Origin of the sequence: Mesorhizobium sp. ESP-6-4, assembly GCF_020164735.1 — a bacterium.
Taxonomy (GTDB): domain Bacteria; phylum Pseudomonadota; class Alphaproteobacteria; order Rhizobiales; family Rhizobiaceae; genus Mesorhizobium.
The window spans coordinates 165,209-184,496 of record NZ_JAIUGS010000007.1 but is presented as its reverse complement, the minus strand read 5'-3'; the positions used below and the strand labels follow the sequence as shown (position 1 = coordinate 184,496).

Below are 19,288 nucleotides of genomic sequence, written 5' to 3'. Positions count from 1 at the left end.
CGACTGGAGCATCAAAAAATGCGACCTGGGTCGTTAGCGAACGCAGCCTCGATTATCCGGCTTCCTCTTGCATCCCGGGTAATTTATGTATTACGTTTATTCACGTGGCCCGACGCAGACACAATGGATGATCTCGCCTGAAAATCGTTGGGGATGAGCCAAAACGGGTGATGAACCTCGCAAGCCGGGTTTCGATTTCGCCGATCTCGATATCGAGTTTTTTGCCACGTCAATCGTCCTCCCGGCCAAAGCCGGTCGGCTGAAGGCGATTGGAGAATTTGGAGAGATCATTCTCGCCGTGATCTTCAAGCCGCTTGGTTCCGAAGCGATCTCGGTGATCTCGATGCGTCACGCCAGCCGAAAGGAAAGGTCCGTATATGAGCAACACTAAGTCACACATTCGGCGGCTTACCGATGCCGAGGAAGCCGAAATTCAAAGACAGATTGCTGCCGATCCCGAGGACGGGGAGGCGACCGACGAACAGCTGGCACAAGCCAAGCCTTTCGCGGAAGCGCTCCCGGAACTTTTCGAGAGCATAAGGCGTTCCCGTGGCCGACCGGCCCTGGAGAAACCAAAGCAAGTCGTCTCCATCCGCCTCGACCAGGACGTTGTCAGAAAATTCAAGGCGACCGGCAAGGGTTGGCAGGCACGGATAAATGAAGTGCTGAAAAACGCGAAGGTAAGGTAGGCTATACACTTCAGTTCAGCGGAATGTCGTTGTCGGCCTTGCTTGCCTGATAGGCCTCCGACAGCTCGTCATAGCGCGCCGAAATCCTGCCGATCCGAGCCTCCAGCCGCTTGCGCTCAGCGTCGGGCAAAGCCCTGACCAGCCTGCGTATGGAAAAGCTCTTCCAATAGGCGTTCTCGGCATTGTAGCCGCCTGGATCCAGGGTGAAGACCTCTTTCAGGATTCTCAGATCGTGCGGAATGGCAAAACTGTCGCGCGAATCCTCATGGCTGAAGAGGTAGTAGAAATTGTCGAAACCGGTCCAGGTGATCGCCGACAGGCAGAGCGAGCAGGGCTCGTGCGTGGCGACGAACAGCGCATCCTTGGTGTCGACGCGCTCGGCCTTGGGCATCTCGTAGAAGCGCTTCAGGCAGTGCACCTCGCCATGCCAGAGCGGATTTTCCATCTCGTTGTTGGTCTCGGCCAGCACCAGCGAGCGGTTGTCTTTCCGCAGGATCGCGGCGCCGAACAGCTTGTTGCCATGGGCGACGCCTTGCGCCGTCTTCGGCACGATGTCGTGCTCGATCACATCGAGCAGGCGGTCGATCAGCGAAATGTCGGTCATGGGGATCGCGAGCTTTCAGGGAAGGTGGATCTCGTAAGGATGCGAGAAATAAAATTCCTCAAGATTGGAGCCGTCGCCGCCGCGGTCGACGATGAGGAAATCCTGTTCCTCGCCGATCGGCGTCAGCACGCCGTGCCAGAGATTGCGGCGGTAGTTGATGCCTTGTCCGGGGCCGGCGAGAAAGGCATGCGGTTCACTCGGGCCGTCCTTCGTGTCATGGCAGACGACCACCAGGAACGGCCGCGGCGACAGCGGGATGAAGGCCTGGCTGCCGAGCGGATGGCGCTCGACCATGGTGAGCTTCAGCGGCATCTCATAGGGCGTGCCGCGCACCATGGAGATCAGCACGCGCGCATTCGGCCCCGCGGCTTCCGCCGTGGCGAGGTCGTGATAGCGCATCGCCTTGCCGCCGTTGATCGGGTAGCGGTTGTCGCCGCCCATGTCGATGACGTCACCGAACGGCGCGAAGCTCTCGCGGGTCAGCGGTCGAGCGACGATGCGGCTCACCGCGCCTTGCTCCCTAGATAGCCGCCCAGCCTGGCATGCCGGTTGACGTCCTTGTAGAGCAGGTAGCGGAAATTGCCGGGGCCGCCGGCATAGCAGGCCTGCGGGCAGAAGGCGCGCAGCCACATGAAATCGCCGGCTTCGACCTCGACCCAGTCCTGGTTGAGGCGGTAGACCGCCTTGCCTTCGAGCACATAGAGCCCGTGCTCCATGACATGGGTTTCGGCGAAGGGGATGACCGCACCCGGCTTCAGCGTCACGATGGTGACATGCATGTCGTGGCGCATGTCGGCCGGGTCGACGAAGCGGGTCGTTGCCCAGCGCCCTTCGGTGCCCGGCATCGGGCTCGGCGCAACGTCCTGATCGCTGGAGAAGAAGGCTTCCGGCGCGTCGAGGCCGTCGACCGCCTCATAGGCCTTGCGAATCCAGTGGAAGCGAACGGCGCTGCCGCTCTCGTTGCGCACCGTCCAGCCGCTCGACGGCGGCAGGAAGGCAAAGCCGCCGGGGGCAAGTACATGTTTTTTGCCGGCAAGCGAAACGGTGAGCTCGCCCTCGACGACGAACAGCACACCCTCGGCGCCAGCGTCCAGTTCGGGCCGGTCGCTGCCGCCGCCCGGCAGGACCTCGACGATATATTGCGAAAACGTCTCGGCGAAGCCCGAGAGCGGCCTTGCGATAATCCAGGCCCGCGTCTCGTCCCAGAACGGCAGCGGACTGGTGACGATGTCCTGCATCACGCCTCTGGGGATGACCGCGTAGGCCTCGGTGAAGACGGCGCGGCCGGTCAGAAGCTCGTTCTGGCCGGGATGGCCGCCATGCGGGGCATAATAGGTTCGCTCGGCAGTCTTGATCATATCCATCGGTCCTGGCCCTCAGAGCAATTCCAGGAAAAGTATGCAGCGGTTAGGTTGGCGGCTTCGCCGTGGCCTTCCATACGGAATTGCGTGAAAAACAAACATTAGAGTGGGAGCATGTCTTTCAGGCGAAGCAGCGCGATGCGTTCGACCTGTTTGCAGGCGGTTTCGAGCTCGGCGCCGCGGCTGTTGCCGATCCGCGCCTCGAACTCCGCCAGGATTTCGTCCTTGGTCTTGCCTTTGACCGCGATGATGAAAGGGAAGCCGAAGGTGGTGACATAGGCGGCGTTGAGTTTCGAAAACAGCTCGCGCTCCTTGTCGGTCAACGCGTCGAGCCCGGCGGAGGCCTGTTCCTTGGCCGATTCCGGCGTCAGCCGCTTGGCCGCCGCCAGCTTGCCGGCGAGGTCCGGATGGGCGTTGAGGACGGAAAGCCGTTCGGCCTCGCTCGCCGCGCGGAAGACGCGGCAGAGCGCATTGTGCAGGCCGCCGGCGCTGTCATGCGCGGGCCCGAGTTCCAGTTCGTAGGCGCGCTCGGCGATCCAAGGCGAATGCTCGAACACGCCGCCGAAGGCATGCACGAATTCCTCGAACCCCATCCGCGACGGCCGCAGCGCCGGTGCCTCGTAGGGGTGCGTCTCGCGCCAGTGTTTGGCGATGTCGATGCGCCGTGTCAGCCACACCTTGTCATGCGATTTCACATAGTCGACGAAGCGCTTCAGCGCCGCGACCCGTCCGGGACGGCCGACCAGCCGGCAATGCAGGCCGATATTCATCATGCGCGGCCTGCCCGCCTTGCCCTCGGCATAGAGCGTATCGAAACTGTCCTTCAGATAGGCGAAGAACTGGTCGCCGGAGTTGAAGCCCTGCGGCGTCGCGAAGCGCATGTCGTTGGCGTCGAGCGTGTAGGGGATGATGAGCTGCGGCTTCTGCAGCCCGTCGCGGTCGAACCAGTAGGGCAGCTCGTCGTCATAAGTATCGGAGACGTAGTCGAAGCCGCCTTCCTCGGCGACGAGCCGTACCGTGTTGACCGAAGTGCGGCCGGTGTACCAGCCGGTCGGCCGCGCGCCGGTCACCTCGTAGTGCAGCTTGATCGTCTCTTCGAGATCGCGCCGCTCGTCCTCGGCCGAGTGGTCGCGATAGTCGATCCATTTCAGCCCGTGCGAGGCGATTTCCCAGCCGGCCTCCTGCATCGCCGCGACCTGATCGGGCGAGCGCGCCAGCGCCGTGGCGACGCCATAGCAGGTCACCGGCACTTGCGCTTCGGTGAACAGCCGGTGGAGCCGCCAGAAGCCGGCCCGCGCGCCGTATTCATAGATCGATTCCATGTTCCAATGGCGTTGGCCAACCCAGGGCGCCGCGCCGACGATTTCGGACAGGAACGCTTCCGAGGCCTTGTCGCCATGCAGCACGCAGTTCTCGCCGCCCTCTTCATAGTTGACGACGAACTGCACCGCGACATGCGCGCCGCCGGGCCATTTCGGATCCGGCGGATTTGCCCCGTAACCGCGCATGTCCCGATCGTAACGCATTGCCGCTCCTGCCCGATGGTCGAGATGAAGATATCGAAAGGAGTGCGCATGCATTCCCCCGAAAATTTTTGAAAGTGCTTTTTGCCACGCTCCGCTCGACCGGGGCTTATGCATAGCCTTTAATTGGCGCACAATTGACCTGAAACTGAACCGGGATGGGAGGCGGCCAGTGGCAGAGACGTCGAAAGCCGATGGCGGGCGCCTGACGACCCATGTGCTCGACACCGCGGCCGGCCGGCCTGCAAAGGGCCTGTCGATCGGCCTTTTTCGCATCGAGGGCCAGGGCCGCACGCACCTCAAGACCGTCGCCACCAACGATGACGGGCGCTGCGACGCGCCGCTGCTTGCCGGCGCCGATTTCCGCACCGGCGAATATGAACTGGTCTTCGCCGCCGGCGACTATCTGCGCGGCCAGGGGATCGACCTGCCGCAACCTGCTTTCCTCGACATCGTGCCGATCCGCTTCGGCATGGCGGAAGCACGGCACTACCACGTCCCGCTCTTGATTTCGCCTTACGGCTACTCGACCTATCGGGGGAGCTGAGACATGGCTGAGACCCGCAACGAAATACGCTTCATCCTGAACGGCAGCGACGTGGCGCTGAAAGACGTCGCGCCCGATGTGACCTTGCTGGACTGGCTGCGGCTCAACCGCTCGCTGCGCGGCACCAAGGAAGGCTGCGCCGAGGGCGATTGCGGCGCCTGCACGGTGCTGGTCGGCAAGCTCTCCACCGAAGGTCTCGTCTATGAAAGCGTCAATGCCTGCATCCGCTTCGTGGGCTCGCTCGACGGCACCCATGTCGTCACCGTGGAGCATCTGCGCGGCGACGGTGAAAAACTGCATCCGGTGCAGCAGGCGATGGTCGATTTCCACGGCTCGCAATGCGGCTTCTGCACGCCAGGCTTCATTATGTCGCTCTACGGACTGTGGATGAAGACGCCCGACCCGTCCAACGCGGCGATCGAAAAGGCTCTGCAGGGCAATCTGTGCCGCTGCACCGGCTATGAGGCGATCATGCGCGCCGCGCACGCCATTTCGAGCTACGGCAGGGCGGCTAAGGATCCGCTGGCCGTGGAGCGCGACGACATCACCGCGCGGCTGAAGGCACTGCGCGATGGCGCCAGGGTCGAGATCGGGTCGGGCAAGGCGCGGCTGATCGTGCCGGCCAGCGTCGACGATTTCGCAGCCTTGCTCGAGAAGGAACCGGGCGCCACCATCGTCGCCGGCTCGACCGATGTCGGCCTGTGGGTCACCAAGCATATGCGCGACATCTCGCCGGCGATCTTCATCGGCGGCCTCGACGGCTTGCGTACGACCTCGGAAAAAGACGGCGTCATCACCATCGGCGCCGGCGTGACCTACACCGAAGCCTTCGAGACGCTGTCGAAGCGTGTCCCGGCATTGGGGCCGCTCGTCGACCGCATCGGCGGCGAGCAGGTGCGCAACATGGGCACCATCGGCGGCAACATCGCCAACGGCTCGCCGATCGGCGACATGCCGCCGCCATTGATCGCGCTCGGCGCGCAGCTCACGCTGCGCAAGGGCGAGGCCCGCCGCACCATACCGCTCGAAACCTTCTTCATCGCCTATGGCAAGCAGGACCGTCAGCCCGGCGAATTCGTCGAATCCGTGCATGTGCCGGTGCCGGCAAAGGACACGAAGTTTGCCGTCTACAAAGTTACCAAGCGCCGCGACGAGGATATCACTGCGACGCTCGGGGCATTCAACCTGACCTTGGCCAAGGATGGCGCGGTAGCCGACATCCGCATCGCCTATGGCGGCATGGCGGCGACGCCGAAGCGCGCCGCGGCAGTCGAAAAGGCGCTTATTGGCAAAACCTGGAGTGAAGCGACAGTGGAGGCCGCGATGGCGCAATACGCCAGCGACTTCACGCCGCTGACCGACATGCGCGCGACCGCCGAATACCGGGCGCTGGCGGCAAAGAACCTTCTGCTGCGCTTCTATATCGAGACGACCGGAACGAAAGCGCCGTTCCAGGTCTCGCGCGACGAGGCGGCCTGATGAACAAGCACGCCACTCCCAACCTCAAGGCGGAAAAAATCGCCGGCGGTGTCGCCACCGACCAGCGGCACGATTCCGCGCACAAGCATGTCAGCGGCGCCGCCGTCTATATCGACGACATGCCGGAGCCTGCCGGCACGCTGCATATCGGCCTCGGCCTGTCGAAGGTCGCACACGGCACGCTGAAGAGCGTCGACCTGTCTGCCGTGCGCTCGGCGCCGGGCGTGGTGGATGTGCTGACCTATGCCGACGTGCCCGGCGAGAACGATGTTTCGCCGAGCAACATGCATGACGATCCGGTGCTTGCCGAAGGCAAGGTCGAGTTTTATGGCCAGCCGATCTTCGCCGTGGTTGCCGAGACGCGTGAGGAAGCGCGCCGCGCGGCGCGTTTCGCAAAAATCGAGTATGACGAGCTTCCGGCCGTCATCGACATCTGGAACCTCGACCCGGTCAACGACAAGCAGGTCACCACGCCGTTGATCCTGAAGCGCGGCGATGCCGCCGCGGCGATTGCCGCCGCTCCGCGCCGCATCAAGAACCGCATGTGGCTCGGCGGCCAGGATCATTTCTATCTCGAAGGCCAGGTCTCGCTGGCGATCCCCGGCGAGGACGACGAGGTCGTCGTCTATTGCTCGACGCAAGGTCCGAGCGAGACGCAGCATCTGGTTGCCCATGCGCTCGGCGTGCCGAGCCATGCGGTGACAGTCGAAGTGCGCCGCATGGGCGGCGGCTTCGGCGGCAAGGAGACGCAGGCCAATCAGTGCGCGGCCATCGCGGCCATCGCCGCCAAGAAGCTGAAGCGCGCGGTGAAAATCCGGCTCGACCGCGACGAGGACATGACCGCCACCGGCAAGCGGCACGACTTCGCCATCGACTACGAGGTCGGCTTCGACGACGAGGGTAATATCCTGGGCGTCGACTTCACCTATGCGTTGCGCTGCGGGTTCTCCGCCGACCTCTCCGGTCCGGTCGGCGACCGCGCGCTGTTCCACTGCGACAACGCTTATTTCTATCCGGCGGTGCATGCAAAGTCGGCGCCGCTCTACACCAACACCGTCTCCAACACCGCCTTCCGCGGCTTCGGTGGTCCGCAAGGCATGGTCGGCGCGGAGCGCGTGATTGACGAGGTGGCCTTCGCCGTCGGCAAGGATCCGCTCGAAATCCGCAAGCTCAATTTCTACGACCCGATGGAGGCCATCGGCGAGCGAAGCGTCACGCCCTACCACCAGAAGGTCGAGGATTGCATCATCCAGCGGATCGTCGCCGAGCTGGAGGAAAGCGCGAACTATGCGCGGCGACGCCGCGAGATCAGCGCCTTCAACAACAACAGCCGTTTCATCAAGCGCGGCCTGGCCTTGACGCCGGTCAAGTTCGGCATTTCCTTCACCAAGACGGAGGCCAATCAGGCCGGCGCGCTGGTGCATGTCTATGCCGACGGCTCGGTTCATATGAACCATGGCGGCACCGAGATGGGCCAGGGCTTGCATCTCAAGGTGGCGCAGGTCGTGGCGGAAGAGTTCCAGATCGATCTTGACCGGGTCAAGATCACCGCCACCACCACCGCCAAGGTGCCGAACACCTCGCCGACGGCCGCGTCTTCCGGCGCCGACCTCAACGGCATGGCAGCGCAGGACGCCGCCCGCCAGATCCGCAAGCGGTTGACCGATTTCGCAGCCGACAAATATCAGGTGCCCCTGGACCAGGTCGTGTTCCTGCCCAACCGCGTGCGCATCGGCAATCAGGAAGTGGCCTTCAACGATCTGGTCAAGCAGGCCTATATCAACCGCATCCAGCTCTCGGCGGCCGGCTTCTACAAGACGCCGAAGATCCATTGGGACCGCAGCAAGGGCCGCGGCCATGCCTTCTACTATTACGCCTATGGCGCGGCCTGCTCGGAAGTCTCGGTCGACACGCTGACCGGCGAATACGTCGTCGAGCGCACCGATATCCTGCATGACGCCGGCCGTTCGCTGAACCGGGCTATCGACCTCGGCCAGGTCGAGGGCGGCTTCATCCAGGGCATGGGCTGGCTGACGACGGAGGAGCTGTGGTGGGATGACAGCGGCCGGCTGCGCACGCATGCGCCGTCGACTTACAAGATTCCGCTCGCGTCCGACCGTCCGAAGATCTTCAACGTTAAGCTGACCGACTGGTCGTCTGCCTATGAACCGACCATCCACCGCTCCAAGGCTGTAGGCGAGCCGCCGCTGCCGCACGGCATGTCGGTGCTGCATGCGCTGTCGGACGCGGTGGCCAGCGTCGCGGATCATAAGATTTGTCCACGCCTCGATGCTCCGGCGACGCCGGAACGGGTGCTGATGGCGATCGAGAGGTTGAAGCGGGAAGCCGCGAAGCCGGCCTAAAACGTGCAATTCGGGCCGAAAAACCCTATATTTCCCAAGTGGAAATGCAGACGATGAACTCGAAGGCGCAACAGCTGAAGGAATTCCTCGGCCGGGTCGGCCGGGCTGCATTGGTGGAGGTGGCGGCGACGAAGGGTTCGACGCCGCGCGAAGCCGGTGCCTTCATGCTTGTCTCGGCATCGTCGATTTTCGGCACCATCGGCGGCGGTCAGCTCGAATACATGGCGATCGACAAGGCGCGGCAGGTATTGAATGCAGGGCAGCGGTCGCGATCTCCGGCCGGTGAAGCCCGTACCGAGGTCGATGAGATCTGCGCCACGCTTGACGTCCCGCTCGGTCCGGAAATCGGCCAATGCTGCGGCGGCCGGGTCGAGGTGTCGATCCGCCTCGTCGATGCTTCGCTGGAGCAGCAACTGATCGCCAAGGCTGAATCGGAAGAGGCGCATCTGCCGCATGTCTATCTCTTCGGCGGCGGCCATGTCGGCCAGGCGCTGGCCGCGTCGCTGGCGCTGCTGCCGATCCATGTCTTCGTCGTCGAGACCCGATCCGAGGCGTTGGAAGGCATGCCGGAAACGGTGGAGACGCGGCTGACGCCAATGCCCGAAGCCGTGGTGCGCGATGCGCCGGCGGGCGCGGCCTTCGCGATCCTGACCCATGATCATGCGCTGGATTTCTTGATCGTCGCCGAGGCGCTGAAGCGCGACGACAGCGCCTATGTCGGCATGATCGGCTCGAAGACCAAGAAGGCGACCTTCAGGAACTGGTTCCTGAAATCCGCCGAGGGCAGCGAAGCGCAGTTCGCCCGGCTCATCTCACCGATCGGCGGCAATGCGGTGAAGGACAAGCGCCCGCCGGTGATTGCAGCGCTCGCCGCCGCAGAGATCATGACGGCGCTGGTGTCGCACGGCGCCCAGCCGGCTGCTTCGGCCACGCCCGAAAAGACGATGGCGGGCTAACCTGCCGGCCATGTTGTGAAAGCCGGGAAGCGCCTGGCTATTCTTTTTCCTGCGTGTGCGCCTCGAGGAACCACAGCAATTTGTCGAGCGAGCGCGAATAGGCGGTGAAGATGTCCGCCGTATCGCGATCGCCGGCGTCGTCGGCCTCGTCGATTGCTTCGCGGGTCAGCTTGGCGGCCGTGGCATAGCGGTCGATCAACGCCGCCAGATGATCCTTGGTCTTGTGGATGTCGGTCGGATAAGGCCTCAGCTTGGTCGCCTTCGACACTTCCTGCGAGGTGCCGTGCGCGGTGCCGCCGAGCTGCACGGCGCGCTCGGCGATGATGTCGACATGGCCGTCGATCTCCTCGCGGAATTCGTCCAGCATCTCGTGGATGGCGATGAATTGCGGGCCCTTGACGTTCCAATGCGCCTGCTTGGTGATCAGCGCCAGGTCGATGGCGTCGGCAAGCCTGGCGTTGAGCAGATCGATCGATTCCTTCTTGGCATCGGATTTGAGGTCGTTCTTGGTGACGATGGCGTCCATGGTCGGCTCCTGTCCCGCTGCGTCGCATGATGAAAGCTGAAGGCGGCCCGAACGACCGCCAACCGTCAGAACGGCGATGACCAGAATTTCGTTCCGCGTTGGATCGAGGGGCACCATCCCCGACTGCAGGTGTGACTGGCGCTCACCGCTGTTTGCTGCTTTCTTCATTTCCCAAAGCGGCTCGAAACGTGTTTGTTGCGCCTCGCGGGACAACGGGGTCAGGAACATGGACGTATTGAAGATCGCAGCCTTTTCGGACGGGAACACCGGCGGCAACCCCGCCGGAGTGATGATGGGCGGGGCCTTGCCGGATGCGGCCGACATGCAGCGCGTCGCGGCCGAAATCGGTTTTTCCGAAACTGCCTTCGCGGCGCCCGAGGGCGGCGGCTGGCGCGTGCGCTACTTTTCGCCTGAATCGGAAGTGCCGTTCTGCGGCCATGCCACGATCGCGCTCGGCGCGGCGCTGGTCGGAAAGTTCGGCGACGGCATCTTCAAGCTGACCCTCAACCAGGCGGACATCACCGTCGAAGGCTTTCGCGATGGCGCCAACTTTGCCGCCGCCTTGCAGTCGCCACCGACGCGCAGCAGGCCTGCATCGGCCGAACTCGTCGAGGAGGCTCTCGCCTTGTTTGGCTATCAGCCGGGCGATCTCGATCCCGCCATTCCACCGGCGCTCATCCATGGCGGCGCCGATCATCTCGTGCTGGCGCTGAAGTCGCGCGCGGCGTTGGCCGCCATGGCCTATGACTTGAAGCAGGGCCAGTCCTTCATGCGGCGCGAAGGCCTGGTCACCATCCTGCTCGCCTATGCCGAGACACCGCGCCTCTTTCACACGCGCAATCCCTTCGCGTCCGGCGGCGTCTACGAGGATCCTGCGACGGGCGCTGCGACCGCTGCCTTTGCCGGCTATCTGCGTGATCTCGGCTGGCCGCATGGCGGCGCCATCGACATCGTCCAAGGCGAGGATATGGGTATGCGCTCGCGGCTTCACGCCGACATTCCGCCGGCGCCGGGCAGCTCGATCAGGGTGTCCGGAACGGCCAGGCTAATGGACTGATCCGAAGCAATTCCAGAAAAATGCGCCGCGGTTAGGGTCGGCGCTTTTCGCCGTAGCCTTCCGTCCGGAATGGCGACGCCACCGGCCGTTACTTCCCGGCCAGGAGGTCCTTGATCAGCCGCTGGCAGCGCTCGGCCATGAAGTCGAGCAGCAGCCGCACCTTCGGATCCTGCAGCTTCTTGTGCGGATAGACGGCGGCGAACTGCACCGGCGTCGGTGGCGCCTGGGGCAGGATCACCTTCAGCCGCCGGTCGCGGATGAACGGCTCGACCTCGAAACGCGGCTTGTTGATGATGCCGCGCCCCGATAGTGCCCAGCCGGTCAGAACGTCGCCGTCGTCGGTGTCATAGGGACCGTGCACCTCGAATTTCTGAGGTCCGTTCGGCGTCTGCAGCGTCCAGACATATTCGCGCGCGCCGGCATAGCGCAGCATCAGGCAGTCGTGCTTTTTACCGATCAGCTCCTGCGCCTCGGTCGGCTCGCCGCGCGCTTCCAGATATTTCGGTGCCGCCACCAGCACGCGCTCGCATTCCATGATGCCGCGCATCCTGAGGCTCGAATCCTCGATGATGCCGAGCCGGAAGGCGACGTCGATGCCTTCCTTCATGATATCGACATTGTGGTCGGAGAGCCGAAGCCGCACCTCGATATCGGGATATTTGTCATGGAAATCCGGGATGCCTGACGCGATCAGCCTCCGGCCGAGGCCGAGCGGCGCCGTGACCCTGATGGTCCCGCGTGGCTGGCCGGAGAGCGCCGCGACCGCCGCTTCCGCCTCAGTGATCGCGTCCAGCACCTGCTTGGCGCCGGTGTAGAACACGGTGCCATGCTCGGTCGGCATCAACTGCCTTGTCGTACGGTTGAACAGCCGCACCCCAAGATGCTTCTCCAGCTCTTTGATGCGGTTGGAGGCGACCGCCGGCGAAATGCGCATGTCGCGCCCCGCCGCCGACAAATTGCCGAGCTCGACGACGCGGACGAAGACAGCGATGTTGTCGAGATAGGCCATGTGTGGCTCTCAAAAGGCTGAGCGGGGCAACCTTAGTATTTTCCATTTTTTTTTGAAAGTCATCGCGCACCTCGCCTCTTTTCGTTTGCGCGCCAGACCGTAAAGTCGCTCTCATCGGCAGGGACGAGTGCAATGATGGATTTCGCGATTTTCTGGGACTGGCTGAGCTTCGCGGTCCGCTGGCTGCATGTCATCACCGGCATCGCCTGGATCGGGTCGTCCTTCTATTTCGTCGCGCTCGACCTTGGCCTGCGCCAGCGGCCCGGCCTGCCCGCCGGCGCCTTCGGCGAGGAATGGCAGGTGCATGGCGGCGGCTTCTACCACATCCAGAAATATCTGGTGGCACCGGCCGAGATGCCGGAGCACCTCACCTGGTTCAAATGGGAATCCTACGCCACCTGGTTGTCGGGCTTCGCCATGCTCTGCGTGGTCTATTATGCCGGCGCCGATCTATTCCTGATCGACCCCAACGTGCTCAACATCTCGGTGCCGGTCGGCATTCTCTTGTCGCTGGCCACCATCGGCGTCGGCTGGATCGTCTACGACCTGCTCTGCCGCTCGCCGCTGGGCAAAAGCGACACCGGGCTGATGCTGGTGCTTTATTGCGTGCTGGTGTTCATCGCCTGGGGGCTGACGCATCTTTTCACCGGCCGCGCCGCCTTCCTGCATCTCGGCGCCATCACCGCCACGATCATGTCGGCCAATGTCTTCATGGTCATCATCCCCAACCAGAAGATCGTCGTCACCGACCTGATCGCCGGCCGCAAGCCGGACCCGAAATACGGCAAGATCGCCAAGCAGCGCTCGCTGCACAACAACTACCTGACCTTGCCGGTTCTGTTCCTGATGCTGTCGAACCACTACCCGCTGGCTTTCGGCACCCAGTTCAACTGGGTCATAGCCTCGCTGGTCTTCATCATCGGCGTTCTGATCCGGCATTATTTCAACACGGTGCATGCCAGGAAAGGCAACCCGACCTGGACCTGGTTGGGTGCCGCCGTGCTGTTCATGATCATCATCTGGCTGTCGACGGTACCGAAGGTGCTGACCGGCGAGCCGAAGATCTCCGCCGCATCCGCCGCCGCGCAGGTCTACATCGCCTCGGCGCATTTCCCGGCCGTGCGCGACACCGTGCTGGGCCGCTGCTCGATGTGCCATACGGAGGAGCCGGTCTATGAAGGCATCTACCATGCGCCGAAGGGCGTGCTGCTCGACACTGATGAGCGCATCGCCGAGCATGCGCGCGAGATCTACATCCAGGCCGGCCGGGCGCATGCCATGCCGCCCGCCAACGTCACCCAGATAACCGACCAGGAACGGGCCCTTCTGGTCGCCTGGTTCGAAGGCGCCGGAAAGTAAGCATGACAGCGAAAATTCTGCGCGGCCGCACACTCTCCTTCCTGCGCTGGCCCGAAGCGATCGACGACCATTCCGCCTGGCGCTACGAGGAGGATGGCGGTCTGCTGATCGAGAACGGCAGGATCGTCGCCGCCGGCTCCTATGCGGAGGTCTTGAAGAAGGCGGCTGCCGGTGTCGAGACGATCGACCATCGTCCGCATCTCATCTTGCCCGGCTTCATCGACGCGCATGTGCATGTGCCGCAGATGCAGATCATCGCCTCCTACGGCGCCGAGCTGCTCGACTGGCTGAACAAATACACCTTTCCCGAAGAGTCGAAATTCCAGAACGCGCAGCATGGCCGCCGCATCGCCAGGGTCTTCCTCGACGAGATGCTGCGCCAGGGCACGACGACCATCGTCGCCTATTGCTCGGTGCACAAGTGTTCAGCCGAAGCTTTCTTTGCCGAGTCGCACGAGCGCAATATGCTCAACATCGCTGGCAAGGTGATGATGGACCGCAACGCCCCGGACGGCGTGCTCGACACGCCGCAGACCGGCTATGACGATACCAAGGCGCTGATCGCCGAATGGCACGGCAAGGGCCGCCAGCTCTATGCCATCACGCCGCGCTTCGCCATCACGTCGTCGCCCGAGCAGATGGAAATGGCCGGCGTGCTCTGCCGCGAGCATCCCGATCTCCACATGCAGACGCATCTGTCGGAAAACCACGCCGAGATCGCCTTCACCCAGGAGCTCTATCCCTGGTCGCGCGACTACACCGACGTCTATGAGCATTACGGCCTGCTCGGCAAGAAGAGCCTGTTCGGCCACTGCATCCACCTGTCGGAGCGCGAGGCGGACGCGCTGTCGCAATCCGGCTCGGTCGCGGTGTTCTGCCCGACCTCAAATCTCTTCCTGGGCTCCGGCCTGTTCGACTATCAGCGCTATCGCCGGCGCGAGAAGCCGCTCAGGATCGCCGCGGCCACCGATGTCGGCGGCGGCACCAATTATTCGATGCTGCGCACCATGGATGAGGGCTACAAGGTGATCGCGCTGAACGGCGAGAAGCTGAACCCCTTCCAGTCCTTCTGGCAGCTGACGCGCGGCAATGCCGAGGCGCTGTCCGTGGCCGACAAGGTCGGCACGCTGGACGAAGGCACGGACGCCGACATCGTCGTGCTCGACGCCCATGCGACGCCGGGCATGCGGCTCAGGATGGAGACCGTGGAGACGCTGGCGGAAGAGCTCTTCCTGCTGCAGACGCTGGGCGACGATCGTGCCGTGCGCGAGGTCTATGTGGCGGGCCGGCCGGCGAAGAGCGCGATTGTCGCTGGCTGACCCCCTCACCCGGATTGCCAACCGAATTGCGAAGGGCAATTCGGGGCAATCCGACCTCTCCCCGAGGGGAGAGGAGCGAGCCGGCTCTGGCGTCAGCCTCTTCTCCCCACCGGGGAGAAGGTGGCCGCGAAGCGGCCGGATGAGGGGGCGTCCGCGACGGATGCTTGACCAGACAGAGCTTGTCGTACAAACGACGGTGGGATTTCGGAGAAAGAGACATGGCCACCGCCGACGACATCGCTCTGATCAAGAAACAGGAAGCCACGCTGGTCTTTCCGGCCTTCGATGAGGCTGTCGCCTTCAAGATCGGTTCTGACATCAGGGACCGGGCCCTGAAGGAAGACCTGCCTATTATCGTCGACATCAGGACCTTCGACCGGCCGCTCTTCTATGCGGCCATGCCTGGCTCCAATGCCTCCAATCCGGACTGGGCGCGGCGCAAGATCAATGTGGTCAAGCGGTATCTCACAAGCACCTATCGCCTGGTGCTGGAGCAGCAGCGCCCCGACCGCACCTTCAAAATCGGTGAAGGCCTGGACATTGCCGACTATGTGCTGGCCGGTGGTGGCTTCCCCGTCACCGTCAAGGGCGCAGGCGTGATCGGTGTCATCGCCGTTTCGGGCCTGCCCGAGCGCGAGGACCACGGCGTCGTCGTCGAAGCGATCTGCGCCCATCTTGGCATCGATGCGGGCGCGCTCGCGCTGCCGCCGGAAGACAAATGACCGATCCAAAAACCTTCCTCACCTCGATCTTCAACGCCGCCGTCGCCGCCGCCGACCCGGAAAAGACGATCCGCAATCATTTGCCGGCGAAGCCGAAGGGCCGCACCGTCGTCGTCGGCGCGGGAAAAGGCTCGGCGCAGATGGCGGCCGCATTCGAGAAGGTCTGGGATGGTCCCATCGATGGTCTTGTCGTCACCCGCTACGGCTATGGCGCCAGATGCGAGCGCATCGAGATCATCGAAGCGGCGCACCCGGTGCCGGATGCCGCCGGTCTCGAGGCGTCGCGCCGGCTGCTGGAGAAAGTGCGTGGGCTGACTTCGGACGACCTGGTCGTGGCGCTGATTTCCGGCGGCGGCTCGGCCCTGCTGCCGTCGCCGGCTCCGGGGCTGACGCTTGCCGACGAGATCGCCGTCAACGAGGCGCTGCTTGCCTCCGGCGCGCCAATCGCGGCGATGAACACCATCCGCAAGCATGTCTCGACCATCAAGGGCGGACGCCTGGCCGCCGCTGCCCATCCTGCGAGGGTGGTGTCGCTGGTCGTCTCCGATATCCCCGGCGACAATCCGGCGCTGGTTGCCTCGGGACCGACCGTTCCCGACACCGGCAGCCGCGCCGATGCGCTGGCCTCGATCGCCGCCTATGGCATGAAACTGCCGGACGCGGTCATGGCCCACATCAATTCGACCGCCGCCGACGCGCCGCGTCCCGATGATCGGCGCTTTGCCGGCAACGAGGTGCACCTGACCGCCTCGGCCGGCGTCTCTCTGGAAGCCGCCGCCGCCGACGCTGAGCGGCAAGGCATTCAGGCCGTCATCCTGTCGGACGCGATCGAGGGCGAGGCGCGCGAGGTCGGCGGCGTCCACGCCGCGATCGCGCGCGAAGTGGCGACGCGCAACCGTCCCTTCAAGAAGCCGGTGCTGATCCTCTCCGGCGGCGAAACGACCGTGACGTTGCGGGCAAAAGGCAAGGGCGGCCGCAATTCCGAATTCCTGCTCGCTTTCGCCATCGGCATCGACGGCGTGAACGGCATCGATGCCTTGGCCGCCGACACCGACGGCATCGACGGCTCGGAGAACAATGCCGGCGCCTTCGCCAACGGCTCGACCGTGGCGCGCATGCGCGCGGCAGGCGTCGACGCCAAGGCGATGCTTGCCGGCAACAATGCCTGGACGGCGTTCAATGCGGTCGGAGATTTGTTCGTCCCCGGGCCGACCGGCACGAATGTGAATGATCTGAGGGCGATTCTGGTTAGGTAGCGCGATAAGCGCTGACGTCGTCATTCCAGGGCGAAGCAGGAGCGAAGCTCCGTCGCGAAGACCCTGGAATCCATTCCGTGACGTCGGGCAAGGAATGCAGCGGAGCAGAATTCTGAACCGTTGCGGCGCATCGAAGTCAGGGAATGGATCCTCGGGTCTGCGCGCGTCGCTTCGCTCCTTGCTCCGCCCGTGGATGACGAAGCGATAGGCGCTTCGGCTAAATCTCCAACGCCGCAGAGCCGTTCAAAAGCGCACGCCCACCGGTCCCTCGGGTGCGTAGAACGATCACGCCCTCATCAGCCCCTTCACCTTCCGCATATCCTGTAAAAACCGGTCCCTCTCCGCCTCCTTGTCCTCATGATCGCGGATGCGCAGGATGAAGGAGGGGTGGATGGTCACAAACACGCGCAAGCCATCCTCGCGCTCGATCACATCGCCGCGCATCTTGGTGATCGGCACGGCCTTGCCGAGCAGCGACTGCGCCGCCGTCGCGCCGAGCGCCACCACGAGGTTCGGCTTGACGAGGTCGAGCTCCTTGTCCAACCACCAGCGGCAGGCCTGGATTTCGCCGGCATTGGGCTTCGAATGGATGCGCCTTTTGCCGCGCGGCTCGAATTTGAAGTGCTTGACCGCATTGGTCACATAGACCTTGCGGCGATCGATTTCGGCGTCGTCCAGGATGCTGTCGAATATTCTACCGGCCGGGCCGACAAATGGTTTGCCGGCCAGATCCTCCTGATCGCCTGGCTGTTCGCCGACGAAGACCACGTCCGCGCTTTCCGGCCCTTCGCCGAACACGGTCTGCGTTGCGTCATGCCAAAGCGGGCAGCGGCGGCAGCCTTTCGCCTCTTCGCGCAACTCCGGAATATCGTCGGCTTCAGGCGCCACCACATCGGCCGGCTCGGGCGTCGGCCAATGCTTGGCCTTCACCTTGGCATGGCGCGGTACTGGGGCGGTTGGCATCCGGTCGATCATCTCTGACGCGGCTCTGTCTGCTCATGCTGTCAAATCTGGAATGAGCGAGGCCGCGGGAAGGTTCCGCCAATATTTCTTCGGCATCTCCTGCCGTCGGCAAAACGTGATTGCCGTGCCTGTCAGGCCCTGTGCTCAAACCTCATGCAAATAGAGATGATAGTCCAGCTCGCTGACGGTGCGTGCAACGCGCAGATATTCCGCCTGCTTGATCGCCACGAAGGTTCGGTGCAGGTCGGGGCCGAGCGCCGACTTCAGGAAATCGGAGCCTCTGGCCGCTTCGATTGCGGCGCGCCAGTCGGCCGGCATGCTCGATTTCTCCGTTGCCTGTTCATAGCCGTTCCCGGTGGTCTCGAGGCCTGGGTCCAGACCCTCGTCCAGGCCCTTGACGATGCCGGCCAGCACCGTTGCGGCGACAAGGTACGGATTCGCGTCGACGCCCGATGGCCGGTGCTCGATGCGGCGGTTCCTGGCGTCGCCCGCCGGCACGCGCAGCGCCACCGAGCGATTGTTGACGCCCCAACTGGGCGCCACGGGGGCATAGGATTGTGAGACGAAGCGGCGCCATGAATTGGCGTGCGGCGCAAACACCAGCATGGATTCCGCCATGGTGTGGATGAGGCCGCCAAGCGCGTTGAGCAGGCTTAGCGACCACTTCTCGCCGGCTGCCTCGGTGAAGACGTTGTGGCCGCCATCGTCCTGCAGCGAGACATGGAAATGCATGCCCGATCCGGCATAGGCCTCGATGGGCTTGGCCATGAAGCAGGCGGTGACGCCGTGCCGCCGCGCCTGCGCCCGTACCAGCCGCTTCAGCATGACGAGATCGTCGGCCGCCCTCATCACGTCCTTGCGGTAGTTGAGCGTCAGTTCGTACTGGCCGGGCGCGTATTCGGAGATCACCGTCTCGGCTGGAATGCCCTGCGCCCTCGCGGCGGCGTAGATGTCGGAAAATAGTGGCTCCATGCCATGCAGATGGTCGACCGAATAGACTTCGGTCTTGGCCGAGCGGCGGCCGTCGAGCACCGCGCGGGCAGGTTGAACCTTGCCATCCGCGTCGCGCTCATTGGACAGCAGGAAAAACTCGAGCTCGAAGGCGCCCGCCGGATGCAGGCCGCGCGCCGCCAGCAGTTCCACCTGCCTTGCCAGCACTAGCCGCGGGTCGGAGGTCATCGGCTGGCCGTCGAGATGGTGCATCGACATCAGCACCTGACCGCGCGGCGGGTTGGTGCCGAAGAGCGGGACCAGCGTGCCGGGGATCGGCCATGCTCTGAGATCGCCGTCGCCGGTGTCCCACACCAGCCCGGTTTCATGCACATCCTCGCCGGTGATGTCGAGGCCGAGGATCGAGATCGGCAGATGCCGGCCGTTCTCGAAAATGCCCATCAGCTCGTGCCGGCGCACGATCTTGCCGCGGCCGATGCCGTTGGCGTCGGTGAGCACGATGTCGAACGCCTCGATCTCGGGATGCGCGTCGAGAAACGCCTTCGCCTCGGCGGGAGTCGAGCCGGAAGGAGAGGTGGTAGCGGCGTTCAGATTGTCCATCGCC

General features: G+C 63.9%; 17 protein-coding genes and 2 pseudogenes. 11 read left to right on the top strand and 8 right to left on the bottom strand.

What is annotated here, in order from left to right:
* Window positions 1-137: 137 nt before the first annotated feature.
* Window positions 138-391, top strand: a pseudogene (locus LB523_RS15975) (BrnT family toxin).
* Window positions 378-689, top strand: a complete 312-nt coding sequence (locus tag LB523_RS15970) for a BrnA antitoxin family protein (protein ID WP_140679043.1) — start codon at window positions 378-380, stop codon at window positions 687-689. Before LB523_RS15975 ends, LB523_RS15970 begins: the two are co-directional and overlap by 14 nt.
* Before the next feature lie 10 nt (window positions 690-699).
* On the opposite strand, the gene LB523_RS15965 is transcribed toward LB523_RS15970, so the two are convergent.
* The 4 genes from LB523_RS15965 to puuE all read right to left on the bottom strand — a co-directional run bounded on the left by LB523_RS15965 (window position 700) and on the right by puuE (window position 4,180).
* Complete coding sequence (locus tag LB523_RS15965) at window positions 700-1,293, bottom strand: nucleoside deaminase (protein ID WP_140844705.1); 594 nt, start codon at window positions 1,291-1,293, stop codon at window positions 700-702.
* A gap of 15 nt (window positions 1,294-1,308) precedes the next feature.
* Window positions 1,309-1,800, bottom strand: coding sequence for an ureidoglycolate lyase (locus LB523_RS15960; RefSeq protein ID WP_224604289.1), 492 nt, complete (start codon window positions 1,798-1,800; stop codon window positions 1,309-1,311).
* Entirely contained in the window at window positions 1,797-2,657 is an 861-nt protein-coding gene (locus LB523_RS15955) for a bifunctional allantoicase/(S)-ureidoglycine aminohydrolase (RefSeq protein WP_224604286.1), read from the bottom strand. Before LB523_RS15955 ends, LB523_RS15960 begins: the two co-directional genes overlap by 4 nt.
* A 98-nt stretch (window positions 2,658-2,755) precedes the next feature.
* The gene (gene puuE, locus LB523_RS15950) at window positions 2,756-4,180 is read right to left on the bottom strand and encodes an allantoinase PuuE (protein ID WP_224604284.1); all 1,425 of its coding nucleotides are present in this window, start codon (window positions 4,178-4,180) and stop codon (window positions 2,756-2,758) included.
* 169 nt (window positions 4,181-4,349) lie between these two features.
* Here puuE and uraH point away from each other — a divergent pair, with 169 nt between their 5' ends.
* From uraH to xdhC, 4 genes are read left to right on the top strand one after another with little or no spacing between them, the layout of a single operon-like run.
* A complete protein-coding gene (gene uraH, locus LB523_RS15945) occupies window positions 4,350-4,724 on the top strand; it encodes a hydroxyisourate hydrolase (RefSeq protein WP_224532603.1) in 375 nt (124 codons plus the stop codon).
* A 3-nt stretch (window positions 4,725-4,727) separates the two neighbouring features.
* A complete protein-coding gene (gene xdhA, locus LB523_RS15940) occupies window positions 4,728-6,203 on the top strand; it encodes a xanthine dehydrogenase small subunit (RefSeq protein ID WP_224604265.1) in 1,476 nt (491 codons plus the stop codon).
* Entirely contained in the window at window positions 6,203-8,566 is a 2,364-nt protein-coding gene (gene xdhB / locus LB523_RS15935) for a xanthine dehydrogenase molybdopterin binding subunit (RefSeq protein ID WP_224604262.1), read from the top strand. Before xdhA ends, xdhB begins: the two co-directional genes overlap by 1 nt.
* 53 nt (window positions 8,567-8,619) lie before the next feature.
* On the top strand, window positions 8,620-9,522 hold the full coding sequence (xdhC, locus tag LB523_RS15930) for a xanthine dehydrogenase accessory protein XdhC (RefSeq protein ID WP_224604258.1): 903 nt from the start codon (window positions 8,620-8,622) through the stop codon (window positions 9,520-9,522).
* Between the two features lie 37 nt (window positions 9,523-9,559).
* On the opposite strand, the gene dps is transcribed toward xdhC, so the two are convergent.
* Window positions 9,560-10,048: a DNA starvation/stationary phase protection protein Dps gene (dps, locus tag LB523_RS15925; RefSeq protein WP_140628686.1), complete on the bottom strand. Its 489-nt coding sequence runs from the start codon at window positions 10,046-10,048 to the stop codon at window positions 9,560-9,562.
* A 226-nt stretch (window positions 10,049-10,274) separates the two neighbouring features.
* On the opposite strand from dps, the gene LB523_RS15920 reads away from it, so the two are divergent.
* Window positions 10,275-11,105 carry a PhzF family phenazine biosynthesis protein gene (locus tag LB523_RS15920; protein ID WP_224604255.1) on the top strand — a complete coding sequence of 277 codons (831 nt, stop codon included), beginning with the start codon at window positions 10,275-10,277 and terminating at the stop codon, window positions 11,103-11,105.
* Between the two features lie 88 nt (window positions 11,106-11,193).
* Here LB523_RS15920 and LB523_RS15915 read toward each other — a convergent pair whose 3' ends face one another.
* The gene (locus tag LB523_RS15915; RefSeq protein WP_140844725.1) at window positions 11,194-12,114 is read right to left on the bottom strand and encodes a LysR family transcriptional regulator; all 921 of its coding nucleotides are present in this window, start codon (window positions 12,112-12,114) and stop codon (window positions 11,194-11,196) included.
* 132 nt (window positions 12,115-12,246) lie between these two features.
* Here LB523_RS15915 and LB523_RS15910 point away from each other — a divergent pair, with 132 nt between their 5' ends.
* The 4 genes from LB523_RS15910 to LB523_RS15895 all read left to right on the top strand — a co-directional run bounded on the left by LB523_RS15910 (window position 12,247) and on the right by LB523_RS15895 (window position 16,770).
* Window positions 12,247-13,473 (top strand): urate hydroxylase PuuD, encoded by a 1,227-nt coding sequence (locus LB523_RS15910; protein WP_224604252.1) that lies wholly within the window; start codon window positions 12,247-12,249, stop codon window positions 13,471-13,473.
* A gap of 2 nt (window positions 13,474-13,475) precedes the next feature.
* Window positions 13,476-14,792: a guanine deaminase gene (gene guaD, locus LB523_RS15905; RefSeq protein ID WP_224604239.1), complete on the top strand. Its 1,317-nt coding sequence runs from the start codon at window positions 13,476-13,478 to the stop codon at window positions 14,790-14,792.
* 218 nt (window positions 14,793-15,010) lie between these two features.
* The gene (locus tag LB523_RS15900; protein WP_224604235.1) at window positions 15,011-15,514 is read left to right on the top strand and encodes a heme-degrading domain-containing protein; all 504 of its coding nucleotides are present in this window, start codon (window positions 15,011-15,013) and stop codon (window positions 15,512-15,514) included.
* Window positions 15,511-16,770, top strand: coding sequence for a glycerate kinase (locus tag LB523_RS15895; protein ID WP_224604233.1), 1,260 nt, complete (start codon window positions 15,511-15,513; stop codon window positions 16,768-16,770). Before LB523_RS15900 ends, LB523_RS15895 begins: the two co-directional genes overlap by 4 nt.
* 285 nt (window positions 16,771-17,055) lie before the next feature.
* On the opposite strand, the pseudogene LB523_RS15890 reads toward LB523_RS15895, so the two are convergent.
* Both LB523_RS15890 and LB523_RS15885 read right to left on the bottom strand, forming a co-directional pair.
* Window positions 17,056-17,754, bottom strand: a pseudogene (locus tag LB523_RS15890) (UdgX family uracil-DNA binding protein); the annotation flags it as partial.
* A 123-nt stretch (window positions 17,755-17,877) separates the two neighbouring features.
* Window positions 17,878-19,284 carry a glutamine synthetase family protein gene (locus LB523_RS15885; RefSeq protein WP_224604228.1) on the bottom strand — a complete coding sequence of 469 codons (1,407 nt, stop codon included), beginning with the start codon at window positions 19,282-19,284 and terminating at the stop codon, window positions 17,878-17,880.
* Window positions 19,285-19,288: the final 4 nt, after the last annotated feature.